16 protein-coding genes are annotated in these 17,296 nt (G+C 49.2%); 3 read left to right on the plus strand and 13 right to left on the minus strand.

Going from position 1 to position 17,296, the window contains the following annotated elements:
- Positions 1-371: 371 nt before the first annotated feature.
- The 3 genes from torR (at position 372) to QL223_RS08115 (ending at position 2,104) form a co-directional block, all read left to right on the plus strand.
- Positions 372-1,085 carry a two-component system response regulator TorR gene (gene torR, locus QL223_RS08105; protein ID WP_281544428.1) on the plus strand — a complete coding sequence of 238 codons (714 nt, stop codon included), beginning with the start codon at positions 372-374 and terminating at the stop codon, positions 1,083-1,085.
- A gap of 23 nt (positions 1,086-1,108) precedes the next feature.
- Positions 1,109-1,579: a DUF2947 domain-containing protein gene (locus tag QL223_RS08110; protein ID WP_281544429.1), complete on the plus strand. Its 471-nt coding sequence runs from the start codon at positions 1,109-1,111 to the stop codon at positions 1,577-1,579.
- A gap of 132 nt (positions 1,580-1,711) precedes the next feature.
- A complete protein-coding gene (locus tag QL223_RS08115) occupies positions 1,712-2,104 on the plus strand; it encodes a hypothetical protein (RefSeq protein ID WP_281544430.1) in 393 nt (130 codons plus the stop codon).
- A gap of 406 nt (positions 2,105-2,510) precedes the next feature.
- Here the strand turns inward: QL223_RS08115 and QL223_RS08120 are convergent, their stop codons facing one another.
- The 13 genes from QL223_RS08120 to ugpA all read right to left on the minus strand — a co-directional run bounded on the left by QL223_RS08120 (position 2,511) and on the right by ugpA (position 17,287).
- The gene (locus QL223_RS08120; protein WP_002535138.1) at positions 2,511-3,566 is read right to left on the minus strand and encodes a TRAP transporter substrate-binding protein; all 1,056 of its coding nucleotides are present in this window, start codon (positions 3,564-3,566) and stop codon (positions 2,511-2,513) included.
- Positions 3,567-3,664: 98 nt separating this feature from the next.
- On the minus strand, positions 3,665-4,987 hold the full coding sequence (locus QL223_RS08125; RefSeq protein WP_002535139.1) for a TRAP transporter large permease subunit: 1,323 nt from the start codon (positions 4,985-4,987) through the stop codon (positions 3,665-3,667).
- Positions 4,984-5,562, minus strand: coding sequence for a TRAP transporter small permease subunit (locus QL223_RS08130; protein WP_002535141.1), 579 nt, complete (start codon positions 5,560-5,562; stop codon positions 4,984-4,986). The genes QL223_RS08125 and QL223_RS08130 overlap by 4 nt, the downstream gene beginning before the upstream one ends.
- A gap of 28 nt (positions 5,563-5,590) precedes the next feature.
- The gene (locus tag QL223_RS08135; RefSeq protein WP_002535143.1) at positions 5,591-6,346 is read right to left on the minus strand and encodes a GMP synthase; all 756 of its coding nucleotides are present in this window, start codon (positions 6,344-6,346) and stop codon (positions 5,591-5,593) included.
- Positions 6,347-6,354: 8 nt separating this feature from the next.
- Entirely contained in the window at positions 6,355-7,515 is a 1,161-nt protein-coding gene (locus QL223_RS08140) for an iron-containing alcohol dehydrogenase (protein WP_281544431.1), read from the minus strand.
- A gap of 8 nt (positions 7,516-7,523) precedes the next feature.
- Entirely contained in the window at positions 7,524-8,909 is a 1,386-nt protein-coding gene (locus QL223_RS08145; protein WP_281544432.1) for an aldehyde dehydrogenase family protein, read from the minus strand.
- A gap of 8 nt (positions 8,910-8,917) precedes the next feature.
- A complete protein-coding gene (locus QL223_RS08150) occupies positions 8,918-10,288 on the minus strand; it encodes a glutamine synthetase (protein ID WP_281544433.1) in 1,371 nt (456 codons plus the stop codon).
- 522 nt (positions 10,289-10,810) lie between these two features.
- Positions 10,811-11,788, minus strand: a complete 978-nt coding sequence (locus QL223_RS08155) for a LysR family transcriptional regulator (protein ID WP_002540225.1) — start codon at positions 11,786-11,788, stop codon at positions 10,811-10,813.
- A gap of 133 nt (positions 11,789-11,921) precedes the next feature.
- Positions 11,922-13,565: a pyridoxal-dependent aspartate 1-decarboxylase PanP gene (gene panP, locus QL223_RS08160; protein ID WP_281544434.1), complete on the minus strand. Its 1,644-nt coding sequence runs from the start codon at positions 13,563-13,565 to the stop codon at positions 11,922-11,924.
- Between the two features lie 163 nt (positions 13,566-13,728).
- Entirely contained in the window at positions 13,729-14,262 is a 534-nt protein-coding gene (locus QL223_RS08165; protein WP_281544435.1) for a hypothetical protein, read from the minus strand.
- A gap of 194 nt (positions 14,263-14,456) precedes the next feature.
- A complete protein-coding gene (locus tag QL223_RS08170; protein ID WP_002540228.1) occupies positions 14,457-15,524 on the minus strand; it encodes a sn-glycerol-3-phosphate import ATP-binding protein UgpC in 1,068 nt (355 codons plus the stop codon).
- Between the two features lie 33 nt (positions 15,525-15,557).
- Entirely contained in the window at positions 15,558-16,406 is an 849-nt protein-coding gene (ugpE, locus tag QL223_RS08175; RefSeq protein ID WP_281544436.1) for a sn-glycerol-3-phosphate ABC transporter permease UgpE, read from the minus strand.
- Positions 16,406-17,287, minus strand: coding sequence for a sn-glycerol-3-phosphate ABC transporter permease UgpA (gene ugpA, locus QL223_RS08180; protein ID WP_002540230.1), 882 nt, complete (start codon positions 17,285-17,287; stop codon positions 16,406-16,408). Before ugpA ends, ugpE begins: the two co-directional genes overlap by 1 nt.
- Positions 17,288-17,296 lie beyond the last annotated feature (9 nt).

Raw genomic sequence — 17,296 nt, forward strand, 5'->3', positions numbered from 1 at the left:
CCCATTCCGGCAGCGTGTTAGGAAGCAAGCCAACGCACTATAGCTACATGTTTTTGATGCGTTATTTAGAGGTGGGCATAGTAGCGATTGGATATGAATATGGTTCATCTAGAAAATGAACAGGTGGGCGGCGAATATGAACAGATGTGAACAGAATCGATTGTTAACGTGAGATGTGGGCTTTATGTGCTTCTAAATGTGCCCAAAATGACTTAATTGTCGCCTATCTCGCAAAAACACCCCTGTTATTGTTAAAAAACATGGTTGATTTGGCGCACAAAAATTTGCAATAACCATGAGATAAATCAAGTTTGTTAGCAATTTAGGTGGTACAGTGCGCCTCCTCATGACGATATGTGAACAGGGTAAATGTGACGCATCACATCTTGGTCGTAGATGATGAAGCAGTGACTCGCACCATGGTGAGCGCGTACTTCGAAAAACAGGGATATCACGTCAGTCAGGCCGCTGACGGCAAGGAAATGCATCAGATTATGAAAGAGCAGCATGTTGACTTAGTGCTGCTTGATATCAACCTGCCTGGCGAGGATGGGTTGATGCTGACACGCCAACTGCGCAGTAAATCCGATGTCGGTATTATTCTTATTACCGCGAGAACTGACAGCATAGACCGAATTGTTGGCTTGGAAATGGGGGCAGATGACTACTGCACCAAACCACTTGAATTACGAGAACTTCTTGTGCGAGTTCGCAATTTGCTCTGGCGCATTTCCAAGGCGAATACTCTGCCTGAAATGCAGAGTTCAGTAAAAGAAAGTGATAACATCGTGAACTTCAATGGCTGGACATTCGACATTGAACGTCGCGCATTGAACAAGGGCGACAACGCAGTGAAACTCACCAAAGCAGAATATGAAATGCTGGTGGCGTTCACGGCGAACCGCAACCGGGTGTTGAGTCGGGAAAGGATCTTGAACTTGATCAGCCATCGGGTCGATGCCCCAAATGACAGAACCATTGATGTATTAGTTCGACGTTTACGCAACAAAATCGAGGTCGAACCCAAAAAGCCGCAAATGTTCATTACTGTCCATGGCGAAGGTTACATGTTCGCGGGGAAATAACGCCCGTGAACTCTGAGAGAACTATGAATTACATTCCCTTTGAAGAATACAAACGTAAGTGGATTTTCACGCACCAGTCTATGCCTGTTGCCGAAGAAGACCGCGAGCACATCAAACCGATGACCGAAGAACGCGGCGGGCAGCTATGGCGCGATTTTGTTAGCCAACAAAGCCCAACGCCGGATCATTTTGGTAAAGGCGACTGGGCGATCATGTGTGATGTGTGGGAGCAAGAATCTGACTGGCAACACCCTTGGGAAGAAGAAGGCGATTTGCCGGAGGACGTATTGGCGTTTTTCCCATGGGAAGATAATGCGGTGGTTTACTTCTGTTACGACAAAGGCAATATCGTTGAAACCCGTTGGGGAATGTTCAAGAAGTACTGGAAAAACTTCTTGTTCTACGATGACAAGCCGCTGCTGATTGGCCGCAAACGCAAAGAAGCGGCGATGTTCGAACAAAATGGCACAGTGAAGTTGGGTAAGCGCCCTTAGTTGCCTTAGTGCCAAACAATCAGATATGAAGAGCCGGGATTGAACCCGGCTTTTTTGTTTTATAGGCCTGATTATTGCTAGTTTTTTAGTCATCGACAAAAAATTGCCGCCTCATTTTGATAAGGATTTTTCATGAAAAAGTTACTGCTTAGCCTGATGACAATGGGCATGGTTTTCGGCTGCAGCTATGTGTCTACCTATGGTGTGCATGGCAAGTTGCTGGGTACAGAGCAACAAATCGTCCAATGTGAGTATGAAGCGGCACTGGACACCCTGCAGCAGTTTACCGTTATCGGCAGTAACAAAGAGAAGTCTCAGGCTTTTGAGTTTATGGGTGTCGTGTATCAGGAAAAAATGGATCTGGAAGCATTTAATCACACGGTTGATAGGTATCTATTCAGTGACATGGGACGGGGAGAAAGCCGAGAGCAAGTGATCATGGAATGGAATGAAGCGCGCCGTGAAATACGTGAAAAGAGGCTTTATGAGCTCGGAAGAGCGGAATGTAGCACGGATTTTGCGTAGGGATTAACGTCCACTGGTGTACATATTTTTCAGCACAACTGTGATCTTATTTCCACAGTATTACCTGACTCGCAAAATTGCTGCATCTGCATAAAACATAAAGGAACTTTCTTGTTTACCTCACAGTTTTCTTATTCATCAGGTACTAAATTACCCCTGTGTTCAAAATCAGTCAGTAATGCAAGGCCGCCACTTACAGACTGATTCTGAACCAAAAGACTTTCATTTCTTTCATTTGGTTTTATCAGCTGAAGGAAACTAATGAGAGGGCAGAACTCTAAATCTGCCAACGTAAAAACTCGAGGAAAACCAGCGTCGGTATTGGCCTATCAACGCTGGTTTTTTTCATTCTAGCCGCTTAAAAAAAGCGGCCTCTCTCAGCCGCTTTTCAAACGTGACGGACGAATTAGGAATAGCGGTAAGGTTTACCCGCTTTCTCCATCACTCCTGCATATTCTTTAAATATTTCTATCACCCGAGCATTTCGTGGGCTGGTTTCAGCGATTTCGTCCCAGAATTTGTAAGCCTCGACCTCAACCTGACGCCACTCTTCATCGGGAATTGTGGTCAGCTGCATCTTGGTACCACTTGTTCTGAGTTTCGCTTCGCCGCCCCAGTACCAGTGCTGACGATAATAGTGTGAAGAATCCATCATCAGGTTAAACAGCACTTTCAGGTGTTCTGGCAGTGCATTCCAACGCTCAGTGTTGGCAAAGAAGGAACCACACCAAGCACCGGAGATATTATTCGTCAGGAAATAGTTGGTCACATCTGCCCAGCCAACGGTGTAGTCTTCTGTAATACCGGACCATGCAATGCCATCCAGTTCGCCGGTCTGCACTGCCACTTCCACATCTTCCCAAGGCAGAGTGACAGGGATAACACCGAAACGGGAAAGGAATCGGCCAGCAGTTGGGAAGGTAAAGATACGTTTCCCTTTCAAGTCCGCCAAGCTACGAATTGGGTCTACCGTTGCGAAGTGGCAAGGATCCCAGGAACCCGCACTTAACCAGGTCACACCTTTGACCTCGCCATACGCTTCCTGCCAGATTTCTTTCAAGCCGTATTCTTCAAACAGTACTGGAACATCGAGGCTATAGCGGGTAGCGAAGGGGAAATAGCCGCCAAACACGGAGATATCGACCGGAGCTGCGATGGAGTCGTCATCACTTTGTACTGCATCAATCGTCCCTTTCTGCATTGCGCGGAACAACTCGCCCGTAGGAACAAGCTGGTCGGCGAAATACAGCTCAATGACCATTTCACCATTGGCTGCAGCGTTAAACGCATCTACAGCAGGTTTGATGACATGTTCAGCGAGCGCTGGGCCAGCATAGGTCTGCAGTCTCCAGCGAATGGGTTCTTTGGCTGATACTACAGCTGGTGCACCCAGAATCGCCGTTGAACTAGCAGCGCCGACGATACCTGCCTTTTTCAGAAAATCACGTCTGTTGTTACTCATAGTGGTGTCCTTATTACGTCATTAATTCGATAAACACACATTTCCATTGATTTGAGTGTAGTTGCATATTTGAGAGTGATTTTTGTAATGGTTTCCTCCTATCGGCTGTAGTGCCATTCTGGCAGCCAGAGCGCGATCTGGGGGAATGCCATGACAATGACAAGCGCACAGATCATGATGAGAACAAACGGCACGATAGAGCGGTAAATGTCGGTCAGTGACACCTCTGGAGGTGCCATCGCACGCATCAGGAACAGGTTGTAGCCAAATGGCGGTGTCATATAGGCAATCTGACAGGTAATGGTATAGAGCACGCCATACCAGATAAGATCGAAGCCGAGTAACTTCACTAATGGCACGTAGAGAGGGGCAACGATAACCAGCATGGCGGTATCGTCGAGGAAGGTTCCCATGATGAGGTAAGAAAGTTGCATCAGGATTAACACTTCCCAAGGCGTCAGACCCAGCCTATCGATAAACAGCGCTTCTATCGCTTTGACTGCGCCTAAACCGTCAAATACCGCGCCAAAGCATAGAGCTGCAAGAATGATCCACATGAACATACAGCTGATGGCGAGGGTTTTACGCAGCGTGTTTTCCATGACTTCTTTGGTCATACGACGCTTGACGATGGCAGCAATGGTCGCTGCCAGAGCGCCGACGGCCGAGCTTTCCACCAAGCTGGTGACACCCATTAGGAACAGGCCTGTCATAGAAAAGAAAATGGCGAGCGGGAGAATGCCTGCGCGCAGAAGTTTGAGCTTCTCACTCATCGGGACATTACGTTCCTCTTTGGAAAGCGCAGGACCGAGATGCGGCTGCATTTTGCAGCGGACGACAATGTATATGATGAACATGCTCGCCATCAGCAGACCCGGCAATACGCCGGCAAGCCAAAGTTGTCCCACAGGCTGGCGTGCAATCATGCCGTAGAGCACCAGTACCACGCTGGGCGGCACCAGTATCCCGAGCGAACTGCCTGCCTGTATCACCCCGGTGACCATGATCTTGTCGTACCCCCGCCTGAGCAGTTCGGGAAGGGCAATACTCGCACCGATAGCCATGCCAGCTACGCTGAGTCCGTTCATGGCTGAAATCGCAACCATCAACAAGATCGTTCCGATGGCTAAACCACCGTGAATCGGTCCCATCCAGACATGGAACATTTTGTAGAGGTCTTCTGCAATACCAGACTCTGAGAGCATGTAGCCCATGTAGATAAACAGGGGCAAGGTTAGCAGCGGATACCACTTCATCAGCTTCATGGCTGCGCCGAAAGCAATTTCAGATCCGCCATCACCCCAAAGCAGCAGAGAAGCAATCACAGCAACGGAACCAATAGCAGCAAATACGCGTTGTCCAGTTAGCAGCATCAGCATCATGGAAGAAAACATCAGCAAAGCGATCAATTCATAACTCATTGCGTGCCTCCTTCTGATTCATCTTCCATACCCTTTGGCGCGCGCAATTTGGCGATGTCTTTGAGCATCACAGCGGTGGCTTGAAGCAGCATCAGGAAGATACTGAAACACATGATGAGTTTGATTGGTGCCATATACGGCCGCCAAGCCGAATAGCTGCGCTCGCCATACTCCAACGCATAGGAGGTGCTGGAAATGCCGCCATAAAGCAAAATCACGAGATAAACGATAAGAAAAATCACCGTGAAACTGTCGACCATCGCTTTGGTGCGCGGTGACCAGTTGCCGTAAACCAAGTCCATGCGTACATGGCTGTTGAGCTGCATAGAGTAGGGGCCACCAAGCATGTAGTAAGCGACCATGGCAAACTGCGCCATTTCAAGCGTCCAAAGCGAAGGCAGGAAAAAGGTTTTGGTGACTGATGAATAGACGAGAATACCTAGCATTAGGAATATCAAATACATCGCAAACCGACCGATGTAGAAGTTAATTGATTCAACAAATCTGACGTAGGTAGCGAGGAACGCAGGCAGGTAAGCCAGATTCTTATCCTCGGGTAAACGTGATGACTCCATAAATACTTCCTTCCTTGAATGGGGTCGTTTAAGGCTTCGTAGACGGCGACGGCTTGCCGGGTGAGGTCTGATTAGCCTTCAGAAAATCCAGCAACCATTGTGTAACAAGCTCTGCGTCCGGAGTTTGCTGCAGGGAGGCTTGCCCGCGAGAGATGACCTCTCCCGGAATACGATCCCTGCGTGACTCCATCAAATCGAAGGAGTAAGCGCGGCTGAATTCGGGATGCCCTTGAATTGCCAGAAAGTGGCTGCCAACGGTAAACATGCCAATAGGGCAGAACTCGCTGCTGGCAAGTGTCGTGCTGTCAGGGGGGAGCTGGCTGACTTGATCCTGATGGCTGACGACAAGTGAAAAGTCAGGCTTGAGACTTTGTAGCCAAGGTTGTGAGACTTTTTCTTCTGCTGACAAATTGCTGGTGGCAATGCCGACTCCCCAGCCTTTTTCTGAACGTTCGACTTTGCCACCCAGTGCCTGAGCCATCATTTGATGGCCAAAGCAAATGCCTACCGTGGGCTTTCCTTGTTCATACAGTGTTCTGACGAAATGCTCGAACCGTTTAATCCAGGGGAGATCGTCATAAACGGAGTAGCGACTGCCAGAAATAACATACCCATCACACTCATCGATGCTTGCGGGATACTCATCGTCAATGACTCGATAGCAGTGCAGAGAAAGCGAAGGATCGACCTTCTTCAATGTCATCTCGAACATGTCAGGATAGTTTCTGTGCGTGCTTTGAAGCTCTGGTTTCACATCATCACAAAGCAGGAGACCGATACGCATAATGCCTCTCAGAGTCCTTTTCCATGGACAGCGTTGAGAAAGAGTTGGCTGTATTCATCAGCAGAAAACGGGATCGGATTACCTCCCGCAGATGGGTCATTGATAGACATCAATCCGACCTTTTCAGCTTCGGAGTCATTAATCCCAATATCAGCCAGTGTGTGGGGAATCCCCAGAGATTCTCGTAATGCCAGTACCCAGCTCAATACGGCATCAGTGCCAGAGCCTTCCAGCGCTAGATAACGAGCCAATCGCTCCATTTTCTCATCGATTTCTCTGCGATTCGCTTCCAATACGTATGGCATCAGGATGGCATTCAGCAGGCCATGGTGAGCGTTGTACAAAGCGCCAAGTGTGTGGGCGATGGCGTGCATAGCACCCAGGCCTTTTTGAAATGCCGTTGCGCCCATACTGGAAGCAACCAACATCTGCATTCTGGCTTGTTTATCTGCCCCGTTGTCAAAAACAATGGGGAGGTTTTGTTGCACTAAACGGATACCTTCAATGGCAATACCTTCTGCCATAGGGTGATAGCCTGGGGCACATAGCGCTTCAAGAGAGTGTGACAACGCATCCATCCCAGTGGCTGCAGTGATATGAGGCGGCAGGCCAAGGGTAAGTTCAGGATCCAGTATGACTTTTCCTGGCAGCATCTGAGGATGAAAGATGATGAGCTTACGTTTTTCATCTTCTTTAGTGATGACAGATGCACGACCCACTTCTGAACCTGTACCTGCCGTGGTTGGAATCGCAACTATGGGGGCAATGAGTTCTGGGTCTGCTTGTGCCCAGTTATCGCCCACATCTTCAAACGCCCAAAGTGGTTGAGACTGTTCCGCTGATAACGCGATGGCTTTCGCGCAATCTAAGGCTGAGCCTCCACCTAGTGCAATCACGCCATCATGGGAGCCTTCTTTGAAAGCCGTATTTCCCGATTCGACGTTCTGGCCTGTTGGATTGCCTTGCACATCACAGAACAGTGCTACAGACAGCCCTTGCTGCTCGCACAGGTCTCTCGTCTGTTGCGTCATCGACAGCGCCGCAATGCCGGGGTCAGTGACCAGCAATGGCCGATGCATTCCCAGGCTTTTACATGCAGTGGGCAAGGCCTCTAACGCGCCGATACCGGCTGTCATTGCAGTGGGGTAATTCCAGTTTGATAATGACATGTCCGCTCCTAAACGCGTTTGAAGTGATAAGACTTGGGTCGTGTTAGATGCTCAAACCCAATTTTTGATAGGGTGCATCCCCGTCCACTGTTTTTGACGCCTACCCAAGCCAGACCGGGGTCAAGGTAATCGCAGCGGTTAAGGAAAACGGTGCCGGACTCGGTGCTATCGGCTAATTGCTCGCCGCGCCCTTCATCTTCAGTGAAAATCGCCGCAGTCAGACCAAATTCGCTTTCATTCATCAAGCGCAAGGCTTCTTCGTCGCTGCTGACACGTTGAATACCTAAAACGGGGCCGAAAGTTTCTTCCGTCATCACCCGCATACTGTGGTCTACGTTAATGAGAAGTTGTGGTGCTAAATAAGGGGTGCCAAGCTGACTAGCCGGGAAATCGGACGCATCAATCAAGGGTTTTGCGCCTTGAAGTATCGCTTCTTCCGTTTGGCCCCTCACAAAATCAGCAGAAGCGGTGCGAACTAAAGGCCCAAGTGTTGTGCTTGCTTCATCGGGTCTGCCGAGTTGATATTGGTTCACGAGTTTTACTGCTGCATCGACAACATCGTCATAAACAGCATCATGGACATAAAGCCTCTCCATACCACAGCATGATTGGCCGGAGTTAAAAAAAGCGCCATCGATGACAGTGTCAACAGCATTGGGAACATTGGCGTCGTGGCATATATAGGCTGGGTCTTTGCCGCCAAGCTCCAAACCTGCGCTGATAAAGCGACCAGCAATGGCCTTCTCAACGACCCTGCCGCCAGGTACTGAACCCGTGAATGCAACATGCCGGATTGAATCGTGTTGCATGACGGATTCGGTATCAGCATGGGAAAGGTGAAGATATTGGAAAACGCCTTCGGGTAACCCCGCCTCTGCAAATGCTTCTGCCATTCTTTCGGCGCAAAGAGGCGTTTGGGCAGAGTGCTTGAGCAGTACCGTGTTACCGGCCAACAAAGCAGGAACAATCGCATTAACCGCAGTCAGGTATGGGTAGTTCCAGGGTGCAACCACGAATACTGTACCGAGTGGAACCCGCTTGATGTAACGACGAAATCCCGCTTTATCTGGTAAAGGCATGGGTGAAAGAGCTTCAGGAGCAATGTCTATCATATGCATCGCGCGTTCTTCGAAGCCTGCCACTTCACCTTTGGTATAGGAAATAGGGCGCCCCATCATCCAGGTGATCTCTTCTGCAATTTCATCACCCCTCGCAACAAAACACTCAACGGCTTTGCGGCATATAGCCTGGCGCACTTCAAGTGGCGTGTTTTTCCATGGCGAATAGGCCTTGGAGGCACTTTCCAGTGCGGCATTTATATCGCTTGCTGTAGCAAAAGGGCGCTCGACGTAAACCGAGCCATCTACGGGTGTAATTGTCTGAAAACGCTCCATGTCTTCACCTATATAATTTCAAAATAACGGTCGAGTTCCCAGTCGGTCACATGCTTGCGGAATTCTCTTTCTTCCCACTCACGTGACGCGGCGAAGTGTTCCACGAAGGCTTCACCCAGCATGGCTTTGGCAGCTTCCGATTGTTTGAAAGACTGTGCGGCCTCCCAGAGTGTGCGGGGCAGTTGGAGTTCTTCAGGATGTTCGATTTCATAGGCGTTACCCACGATGCGATCTGTAGGTTTCATCTTGTGTTCAATGCCATAAAGGCCAGAGGCCAGTGCCGCAGCAAGGGCGAGATAAGGGTTGGCATCTGCAGCGCCAAGACGGTACTCAATGCGCTGCGATTTATCAGAACCCGGAATGACACGAAGAGATGTGGTGCGGTTCTCAACGCCCCAGGTCGCATCCGTTGGTGCCCAAAAGCCTGGGATCATTCGGGTGTAGCTGTTGACGGTTGGGGCAATCATGCAAAGGAATTGCGGCATCAGAAGTTGCTGACCCGCGAGGAAGTGGCGCTGAACGTCACTCATATTGAGCTCTGCATCGGGCGCATAAAAGGCACTTTTCCCCGAAGCGCGGTCTCGAAGCGAAATGTGAATATGTCCGCTTTGGCCGGGGTAATCATTGGTCCACTTGGCCATGAAGGTCGCCATCATGTCGTTTTTCTGTGCCAGCACCTTCATGTAGGTTTTGAACAGCGCGGCCTTGTCAGCGGCCTCTTTTGCGCCGTCTACAGTCAACGCAGCTTCGATAACGCCAGGGCCGGTTTCGGAATGGATGCCTTCGATCGGAAAGTCCATGGCTTCACCCATGGCGAGAATTGCTTTATACAAACCTGAGTAAGTAGAGTTACGAATCATCGAGTAACCAAACCAGTCTGGCGTAATGGTTTTCAGGTTGCGGAAGCCTTTCTCGCGGGCGGAGTGAGGTGTTTCATCGAAAATGAAGAATTCATATTCAAGTGCAGCGTAGGCGTCAAACCCCATGTCTGCGGCTTTTTCAAGTACACGGCGGAGTGTGGCGCGAGGACAAACCGCTTCGGCATCGCCAGAAAACTCCGCAATGAATAGCAGCATACCATCTTCATCAAGCACATCGCGGCAGGTGTCAGGAAGAATACGAACCGGGGCATCAGGATAACCTGTGTGCCAGCCAGTGTATTTGGCGTTGTCGTAGAGTTGGTCTTTGACATCCCAGCCCAACACTACATCGCAGAAAGCAAATCCACCATCCAGCGAAGAGAAGAATTTCTCTTTCGACATGTACTTGCCACGCATCACGCCATCGTTATCAAACAAACCGACTTTGACGTGAGAGAGCTTCCTTTCTTCAACAATCTTTTTGGCGTCTGCCGCCGTTTTTACTTCACGCGCTTCCATACCCGCTCCTGTTATTTTCGTTACTGGACCGAAAGAAAAACTGCATGCTCCATTTGCTTCTGATGTTTCAGAAACCCATGAACCTCTATCAACGATAGTTGAAGCATGGGTAAGCAGTAGGTGACTCATCAGTCACTTACGGTTGGTAACGGACTGAATACCCAAACAACCTGAAGATGCCTGATTCAGCGAGATTGACTGGTGTTGTGATCGCTGCGTCCCTTTGTAGGTGTAGTCACCTCCATCAAAAAGGGACAACAAAGAGCACGGCGCCAGTCAACTCGCCCGAAGGGAGGCCCCTCAATGCGCCCACTTCTTCGTTAAATTCCACGGAAATAGAACGACTATTCCTCGTGAAATTTGCCTCGAATTGAACGCATTGATGACCTCTGAATGCGAGCATCTTCAGGTCGTTTGGGTATTACTTTAAGGTAGGAGACAGTGAAAAACTTTTACCACCACAATCACACAGGGTGGGATAACACTATTAGGAATTTTAATAGTGTGAATTTGAACGGCTTGTTAGGTGTACTTTCCAATGCGTATTTTTCCATCCAGCCAGGGGTAATGTTGGCGGATTTTAGCAAGGAAATGTTGGCGTAGGATTTTGCAACTTCCGTCGGCGAGTTTTTCCGGTAAATCACCCAACTCATTGCGTCTCGCAATCAGGGTTAAGTACCTAAAAAATGAATCTTTTTCCGGGAGTGGAATACAGCTTATCTGGTTGCGGAAAACCTCACCCTGAAGAAGACACAATGGTGTGGTTAATGCCCAGCCAAGTCCTTGAGCTACCGCAGAAAGTACGGCAAATGTGTTATCTAGCTGCATACGGTCTGGCACGGTTAACCCTTGGTGATGAAGGTAGGTTTCGATGGATTGGCTGATAAGGCTTTGTTCACTGTAGCGAATCATATCCAAATGTTGACTCAATGCGACAAGCGAGTGGCAGGTGTCGGGATACTTTTGCTGAAACTGTTTGGGAACAACTAGAACAAAGGGTTCCTTCAGAATCTGCAGACGGCGAAGGTCGTCCTGCCTTTCGAGGACATCATCAGAAATAATAATATCAATGCTACGGCTGAGAAGACCTTGCTGATGAAGGTGAGAGTAGCCCGTCATCATGGTCCAGTTTTCGGTGTGCGCTTTTATCACTTCAATCAGCGGTTGTCCTACGGTGGCAGCCAGTGAATCCACCATAGCAATTCGCACCAAGTGCAGACTGTTAAAACTCCCTTTGGTGATGACTTGCTGGGTTTTATAGGCTTGTTCGAGCAGGTGGACGGATTGGTCGTAGAAATAGCGTCCAGCGACAGTAAGCTCAACGGGGCGCACACTGCGATCAAGGAGCTTCACGCCGAGGCTACTTTCCAGATTGGCAAGAATTTGTGAGACCGAAGATTGAGAAATATCCAGATGCTGAGAAGCGGCGGTCATGTTGCCGGTTTTGGCGGTTGCCACAAACACTTCCAGCGATTTCAGCTCAAAGCCTAATGTCCCCATCTCACATTCCCTATGATTTCAATCTTCCTTATTGATCAGCTTAGCCAAGCGATTTGAAATCAGCATGTTGCAGCAATGAGTCGTAAGCAGTGAGAAACAAAAAAGCCGCTTTCGCGGCTTTCTTTTATGAAGATTAATGCAGGATTTGTTCGGCAAGTTCCAGAAGCTTGGGATACGCGATTGTGCTTTGTTTCGCCAGTGCTCTCTGTTCCTCTAACACTTCTTCTAGGATGTTTTTGGTGGTAAGCGGGTTGGCTAAAACCACACGGAATACGATAGTGGCGCGATTGTCCAATTGGACGGGCGTTAACGTGGTTCGGGAGACGAAAGTGTTTCCGGCTTCGCGTTGGTGCTTCTGAATGAAAATAGTTAGGTCGTTCAAATGCTGGTGGAGTTTTTCGCGCTGCGTATCATTGGCGATTTCGAACGCTTTCGTAACTACTTCAGGAACAAATCGGTAGGTGAGCAGGCAAAGCTCGGGCTTGCTCACCACCTCAAAATCAGACTGCTCTGCAATCAATGAAGCAAAGTACTCGGCTTTATCGACGCTTTGATCTATCAGCAGTTCGTAACCTTCACGTCCGATGATGTTCAGGCTGGCGTATAGCAACATCGCCATGCCACTGCGAGAGCCTTCGAGTGTGTGGCTGCCGAGGTCTTTAGAACCTTTGCGCAGAATGTAGTTGGCGTGATGCTCAATCGCAGAGACCATAGAAGGGTCTTTGAAAATCACCATGCCTGCACCCATTGGCACGTACAGCTGCTTGTGAGCATCAATGGTCACCGAATCTGCTCGTTCAATGCCTTTGAGTTTGTGTCGCTGGTTGCTGGACATCAAACTCGCACCGCCCCAGGCAGCATCCACATGAAAATGAATGCCTTCACGCTCAGCAATTTCTGCCATGGCGTCAAGCGGGTCGATATTCCCGGTTTCGGTTGTGCCAGCGACGCCAACCAGTGCAAATACCTTGGTGTTTTTCGCTTTCAGCTCAGCAACTTTCTCTTCGAGCTTATCGATGCGGATGCGGTTGTTTTCGTCAGTTGGGATAGCAATCAAGGATTGTCGGCCAATGCCAAGGACGTCAGCGGATTTTTTAAGAGAGTAATGGCCGCGATCGGAGACGAGAATGGCTAAGTCGTCATAGCCGTAATGGCGCATGGCGCGGAACAGGCCTTCTTCCGCCACGCCTTTGAAATCGCCATCCGCTTTCAGTGCAGCATTGCGCGCTACCCACAAAGCCGTGATATTGGCGATTGTCCCGCCGGAGCAAAATGCCCCAAGGGAGTGTTCAGCGCTGTGCATCCAGCTTTCATAAAACGGGTCATCACGGCCGTAAATCAGGTTGTGGAGCATGCCCAGCACCTGACGCTCGAGTGGCGTGAAGGCCTTTGAGGTTTCGATTTTGACCGTGTTTTGGTTAAGGCCAATCATGATTTTGGACAGCGGCATCAGGAAGTAGGGAAGCGCTGATGTCATGTGACCAATAAAGCGTGGCGATGAGGTATGAACCGATTGGGCAACCAGTTTATCCAGCAAAAACTCGGTGTGTTCGGAAACGAAGGTTGGTTTTTCGGGGATCAACGGGTTGCTGAAATCTTTTTCGATATCAGTGAGAGATGAATCTGTCGCAGCAATATGATTCTGCAAAAAGCGATTCAGGTTTTGGGAAATTTCCTGCTCGATTTTGCCCAAGGTGGAATCGGGCGCTTCGGGCACGGTAAAAATACGGTGGAGGCTTTCCAGGGACGCTTCCGCCGTCTTAGTTTCTGTAACCATCCGAGGTTCTTTATTTTCTAATAATGGGCTTTTCTACACGATGTTCGCCGAAGTTACAACACAGGAAAAACGTGGGCTTGGTCGATGTCAAAGGGTAGAAATCTTGGGGGTTGAGACAAAAGCCACCATTTAGGTGGCTTTTGTAAAGCTTGGCGCGAGGCTGTTATTGCTTGTCGCAGCTGGTTTCGGCCAGTTTCAACATCGCATCGTTGTACTGAGTCAACGGTACATCGATTTCTTTAGGGTGGCTGAGCAGAGAGGCGAGGGCAGAGCGAAGATCGTAGTTACCTTCGTGTGCTTTACCCTGACGGAATTCGAATACTTTCTTCGCTGCATCCGCGAGTTCGCCTTGTGAGCTACTAAGTGTCTTTACGTCCTCTTGAGACAAATTCAACCAAGATTCCACAGGGGCATCAAAGTTAAGTTTGCTTGGGTCGTTTTCCAGATAGTAGTCAAACGCTTCTTCGTTAAGCGTGAAGTGGTTACGGCGACCTTCAAGGAACCAACCCGCAACGCCTTCCAGTTTAGGGTCTTTCTTAATGGTCAGGTCTACGAGGTTTTCGTACCAAGTGATCGAAGCATCCACATAGTTGTGATACTTCTGGCTAACACAGAGCTTGTCCAGTTGTTCGATGTCTTTCGCAAACGAAATGCCAGGCACCAAAGTGGCAATGAGGATCAGGGCTGAACGACGCATTTTTAAATCCTTTTGGTCGAAGGTTGTTTCCGTGGCGTTCTTTCTTTGGCATTGACGCTACAGATATTTTTTATAGTCGTAATGGTAATGTTAGCGACCGAAGAATAAAAACGAAAATTTTCTCTGGAATTAGTGGATTGTCACAATCCAAGCGAGAGATCTCTCTGTTGCTCAGATTGTGACAAATAGAGGGGTTAGCTTTCGATGCGTTTTTCAGTTTCTCTATCGAACAGGTGAATGTTTTTAGTGTCGATAGTCAGAGGTAACGATGCGCCATCTTCAACCACCACGTGACCTTCAACGCGCAGCGTCATTTGCTGGTCAGAATCACCCAGCGTACCGTAGACCAGTAAGTCAGCACCCAATGATTCGGTTAGCGTGACTTTCATGGTGAGTTGCTTGTTGTCCGGGTTCTCAGCAATCTGGAGATGCTCAGGACGCAACCCGATGTAAAGGCTTCGGTCTTCAAGATTCGAATCCGCAATGGATTCGCCATTGCTCAAGGTCAGCTTTCCACCATTCACTGAGCCCTCAAGAATGTTCATCGACGGACTACCAATAAATGTCGCTACGAACAGAGAGGCAGGGGTGTCATAAACTTCCAGTGGTGTGCCAACCTGTTCGACGTTACCCGCACTTAGTACCACTAGACGATCCGCCAGCGTCATGGCTTCCACTTGATCATGGGTGACGTAGATGGAGGTGGTATTCAGCGAGCGTTGCAGCTTTTTAATTTCCAGACGCATTTGCACACGCAGTTTGGCGTCGAGGTTGGAAAGTGGTTCGTCAAACAAAAACGCTTTTGGACGACGCACAATGGCACGTCCCATCGCTACACGCTGGCGTTGACCACCAGAAAGCTGAGATGGTCTGCGTGTGAGCAGATGATCGAGCTCCAGCATCTTAGCGACTTCGTTAACGGATGTTTCTATTTTATCTTTCGGTACGCCACGGTTTCTTAGGCCATACGCCATGTTGTTGAACACTGTCATATGTGGATACAGCGCGTAGTTCTGAAAGACCATGGCGATATCACGTTCACCCGGTTCTTTCTCATTAACGCGGTCTCCACCTATCGACAAGGCGCCGTCCGATATGGTTTCTAACCCTGCAATCATGCGGAGTAGAGTGGATTTGCCGCAGCCACTTGGGCCTACCAGTACAATCATTTCGCCATCTGCGATGTCTAAATCTACCCCGTGGATCGCTTTAAAACCGTTGGGGTAAACTTTTTTAATTTGGTCGAGTGTCATTGTCGCCATTCACGCATCCTCTGTGTGAAGCTTAATTCTTTATTATTTTTCAGTTTCTACCAGGCCTTTCACGAACAGCCTTTGCATGCCAAGAACCACGAGTACAGGCGGGATCATGGCGAGCAGTGTCGTTGCCATCACCTTGTTCCATTCCACTTCGCCATCACCGACAGCCAACATGCGTTGGATACTCATCACGATGGTGTAGTAGTTATCTTCGGTGGTGATCAGCAGAGGCCATAGATATTGGTTCCAACCGTAAATGAACGTAATCACGAATAAAGCTGCGATATTGGTTCTTGATAGCGGCAGGAGAATATCAAAGAAGAATTTGATTGGGCCTGCGCCATCAATTCTAGCGGCTTCCAAAAGCTCGCCCGGTACTGTCAGGAAGAACTGGCGGAATAGGAAAGTCGCCGTAGCACTAGCGATTAGCGGGATAGTCAGGCCAGACATGGTGTTCAGCATGCTGAGATCGGCGATGACCTGGAAAGTCGGCATAATGCGAACTTCAACAGGCAGCATCAAGGTCATGAATATCACCCAAAACGCCAGCATGCGGCCAGGGAAACGGAAATACACCACGGCATAGGCGGACAAAATGGAAATGGAAAGCTTGCCGAAGGCGATACCAAGCGCCATCAACGTCGAGTTCCATAGCATGCCAGCCACGCTGATTTTCAGTTCTCGCGATGTGCCTTCCGTCAGAATTTCATGGAACACTTCAAAGCCACGGTCGCCAAACCAAAGCGGTGTCATTCCACTCACAAACTCTTTACTGTCGTGTGTCGCTGCTGTCAGTGCCAGCCAGACGGGCAGGGCAACAGCAAGGACACCCAGAATAAGTACTAAGTGGCTGAAAAATGTCAGTAAGGGTCTTCTTTCTACCATCAGTAAGCCACCTTCTTCTCAACGTATTTAAACTGGATAACGGTCAATACACCCACCAGAATCATCAGCAGTACTGACTGAGCGGCGGAGGAGCCCATATTCAGTCCGACGAATCCATCGGCGTAAACCTTGTAAACCAGTGTGGTGGTTGAGTCGCCCGGGCCACCTTGTGTCATTGCATGGATAACGCCGAAGGTGTCAAAGAAGGCATAAACCAAGTTCACGACCAGAAGGAAGAAAGAGGTTGGCGAAAGCAGTGGGAACACAATGGTAAAGAATCGCTTTGCCGGGCCTGCGCCATCAATCGCTGCCGCTTCAATCAGTGAACGGGGAATAGACTGCAATCCGGCGAGGAAGAACAGGAAGTTGTAACTTATCTGCTTCCAGGTTGCCGCGACGATAACCATAAACATGCCATCGCCCCCGTTGATAAACGGGTTCCAATCTATCCCCACTGCTGCCATGGCGTGCGCCAATACGCCCACCGTTGGGTTAAACATAAACAGCCAAAGTACACCGGCAACCGCGGGAGCAACCGCATATGGCCAGATCAATAAGGTTTTATAGGCGGTAGCGCCTTTGATGATGTGGTCAGCCATGACCGCCAGCAGCAAAGAGACGAAAAGCGCTAATGCTGCGACTGCGAAGCTGAAGAATAAGGTGGTGCCAAATGACGAGAAGTAAGCACTGTCTTCAAGAAGCTCAAAGAAATTCTCTAAGCCAACGAATTCTGTACTTAAGCCGAAGGGATCTTCCAGTAGCGTGGATTGCCATACTGCTTGTCCCGCTGGCCATAGGAAAAAAATAAAAGTGATGACCAGCTGGGGGGCGAGCAGCAGTACGGGTAACCAGACGTTGTGAAAGACGGGTTTGTTATCCATAACAACCTG

This window comes from Grimontia sp. SpTr1, from assembly GCF_947387585.1.
GTDB classification, from domain to species: Bacteria; Pseudomonadota; Gammaproteobacteria; order Enterobacterales; family Vibrionaceae; genus Enterovibrio; species Enterovibrio indicus.

Coding starts and splice junctions, on each gene's coding strand:
- QL223_RS08125 (WP_002535139.1), bottom strand. CDS start 4,987: ATGAGTTATGAATTGATCGCTTTGCTGATGTTTTCTTCCATGATGCTG.
- ugpE (WP_281544436.1), bottom strand. CDS start 16,406: ATGGTAGAAAGAAGACCCTTACTGACATTTTTCAGCCACTTAGTACTT.
- ugpA (WP_002540230.1), bottom strand. CDS start 17,287: ATGGATAACAAACCCGTCTTTCACAACGTCTGGTTACCCGTACTGCTG.
- QL223_RS08150 (WP_281544433.1), bottom strand. CDS start 10,288: ATGGAAGCGCGTGAAGTAAAAACGGCGGCAGACGCCAAAAAGATTGTT.
- QL223_RS08140 (WP_281544431.1), bottom strand. CDS start 7,515: ATGTCATTATCAAACTGGAATTACCCCACTGCAATGACAGCCGGTATC.
- QL223_RS08115 (WP_281544430.1), top strand. CDS start 1,712: ATGAAAAAGTTACTGCTTAGCCTGATGACAATGGGCATGGTTTTCGGC.
- QL223_RS08130 (WP_002535141.1), bottom strand. CDS start 5,562: ATGGAGTCATCACGTTTACCCGAGGATAAGAATCTGGCTTACCTGCCT.
- QL223_RS08145 (WP_281544432.1), bottom strand. CDS start 8,909: ATGGAGCGTTTTCAGACAATTACACCCGTAGATGGCTCGGTTTACGTC.
- QL223_RS08110 (WP_281544429.1), top strand. CDS start 1,109: ATGAATTACATTCCCTTTGAAGAATACAAACGTAAGTGGATTTTCACG.
- QL223_RS08120 (WP_002535138.1), bottom strand. CDS start 3,566: ATGAGTAACAACAGACGTGATTTTCTGAAAAAGGCAGGTATCGTCGGC.
- QL223_RS08165 (WP_281544435.1), bottom strand. CDS start 14,262: ATGCGTCGTTCAGCCCTGATCCTCATTGCCACTTTGGTGCCTGGCATT.
- QL223_RS08135 (WP_002535143.1), bottom strand. CDS start 6,346: ATGCGTATCGGTCTCCTGCTTTGTGATGATGTGAAACCAGAGCTTCAA.
- QL223_RS08155 (WP_002540225.1), bottom strand. CDS start 11,788: ATGGGGACATTAGGCTTTGAGCTGAAATCGCTGGAAGTGTTTGTGGCA.
- panP (WP_281544434.1), bottom strand. CDS start 13,565: ATGGTTACAGAAACTAAGACGGCGGAAGCGTCCCTGGAAAGCCTCCAC.
- QL223_RS08170 (WP_002540228.1), bottom strand. CDS start 15,524: ATGGCGACAATGACACTCGACCAAATTAAAAAAGTTTACCCCAACGGT.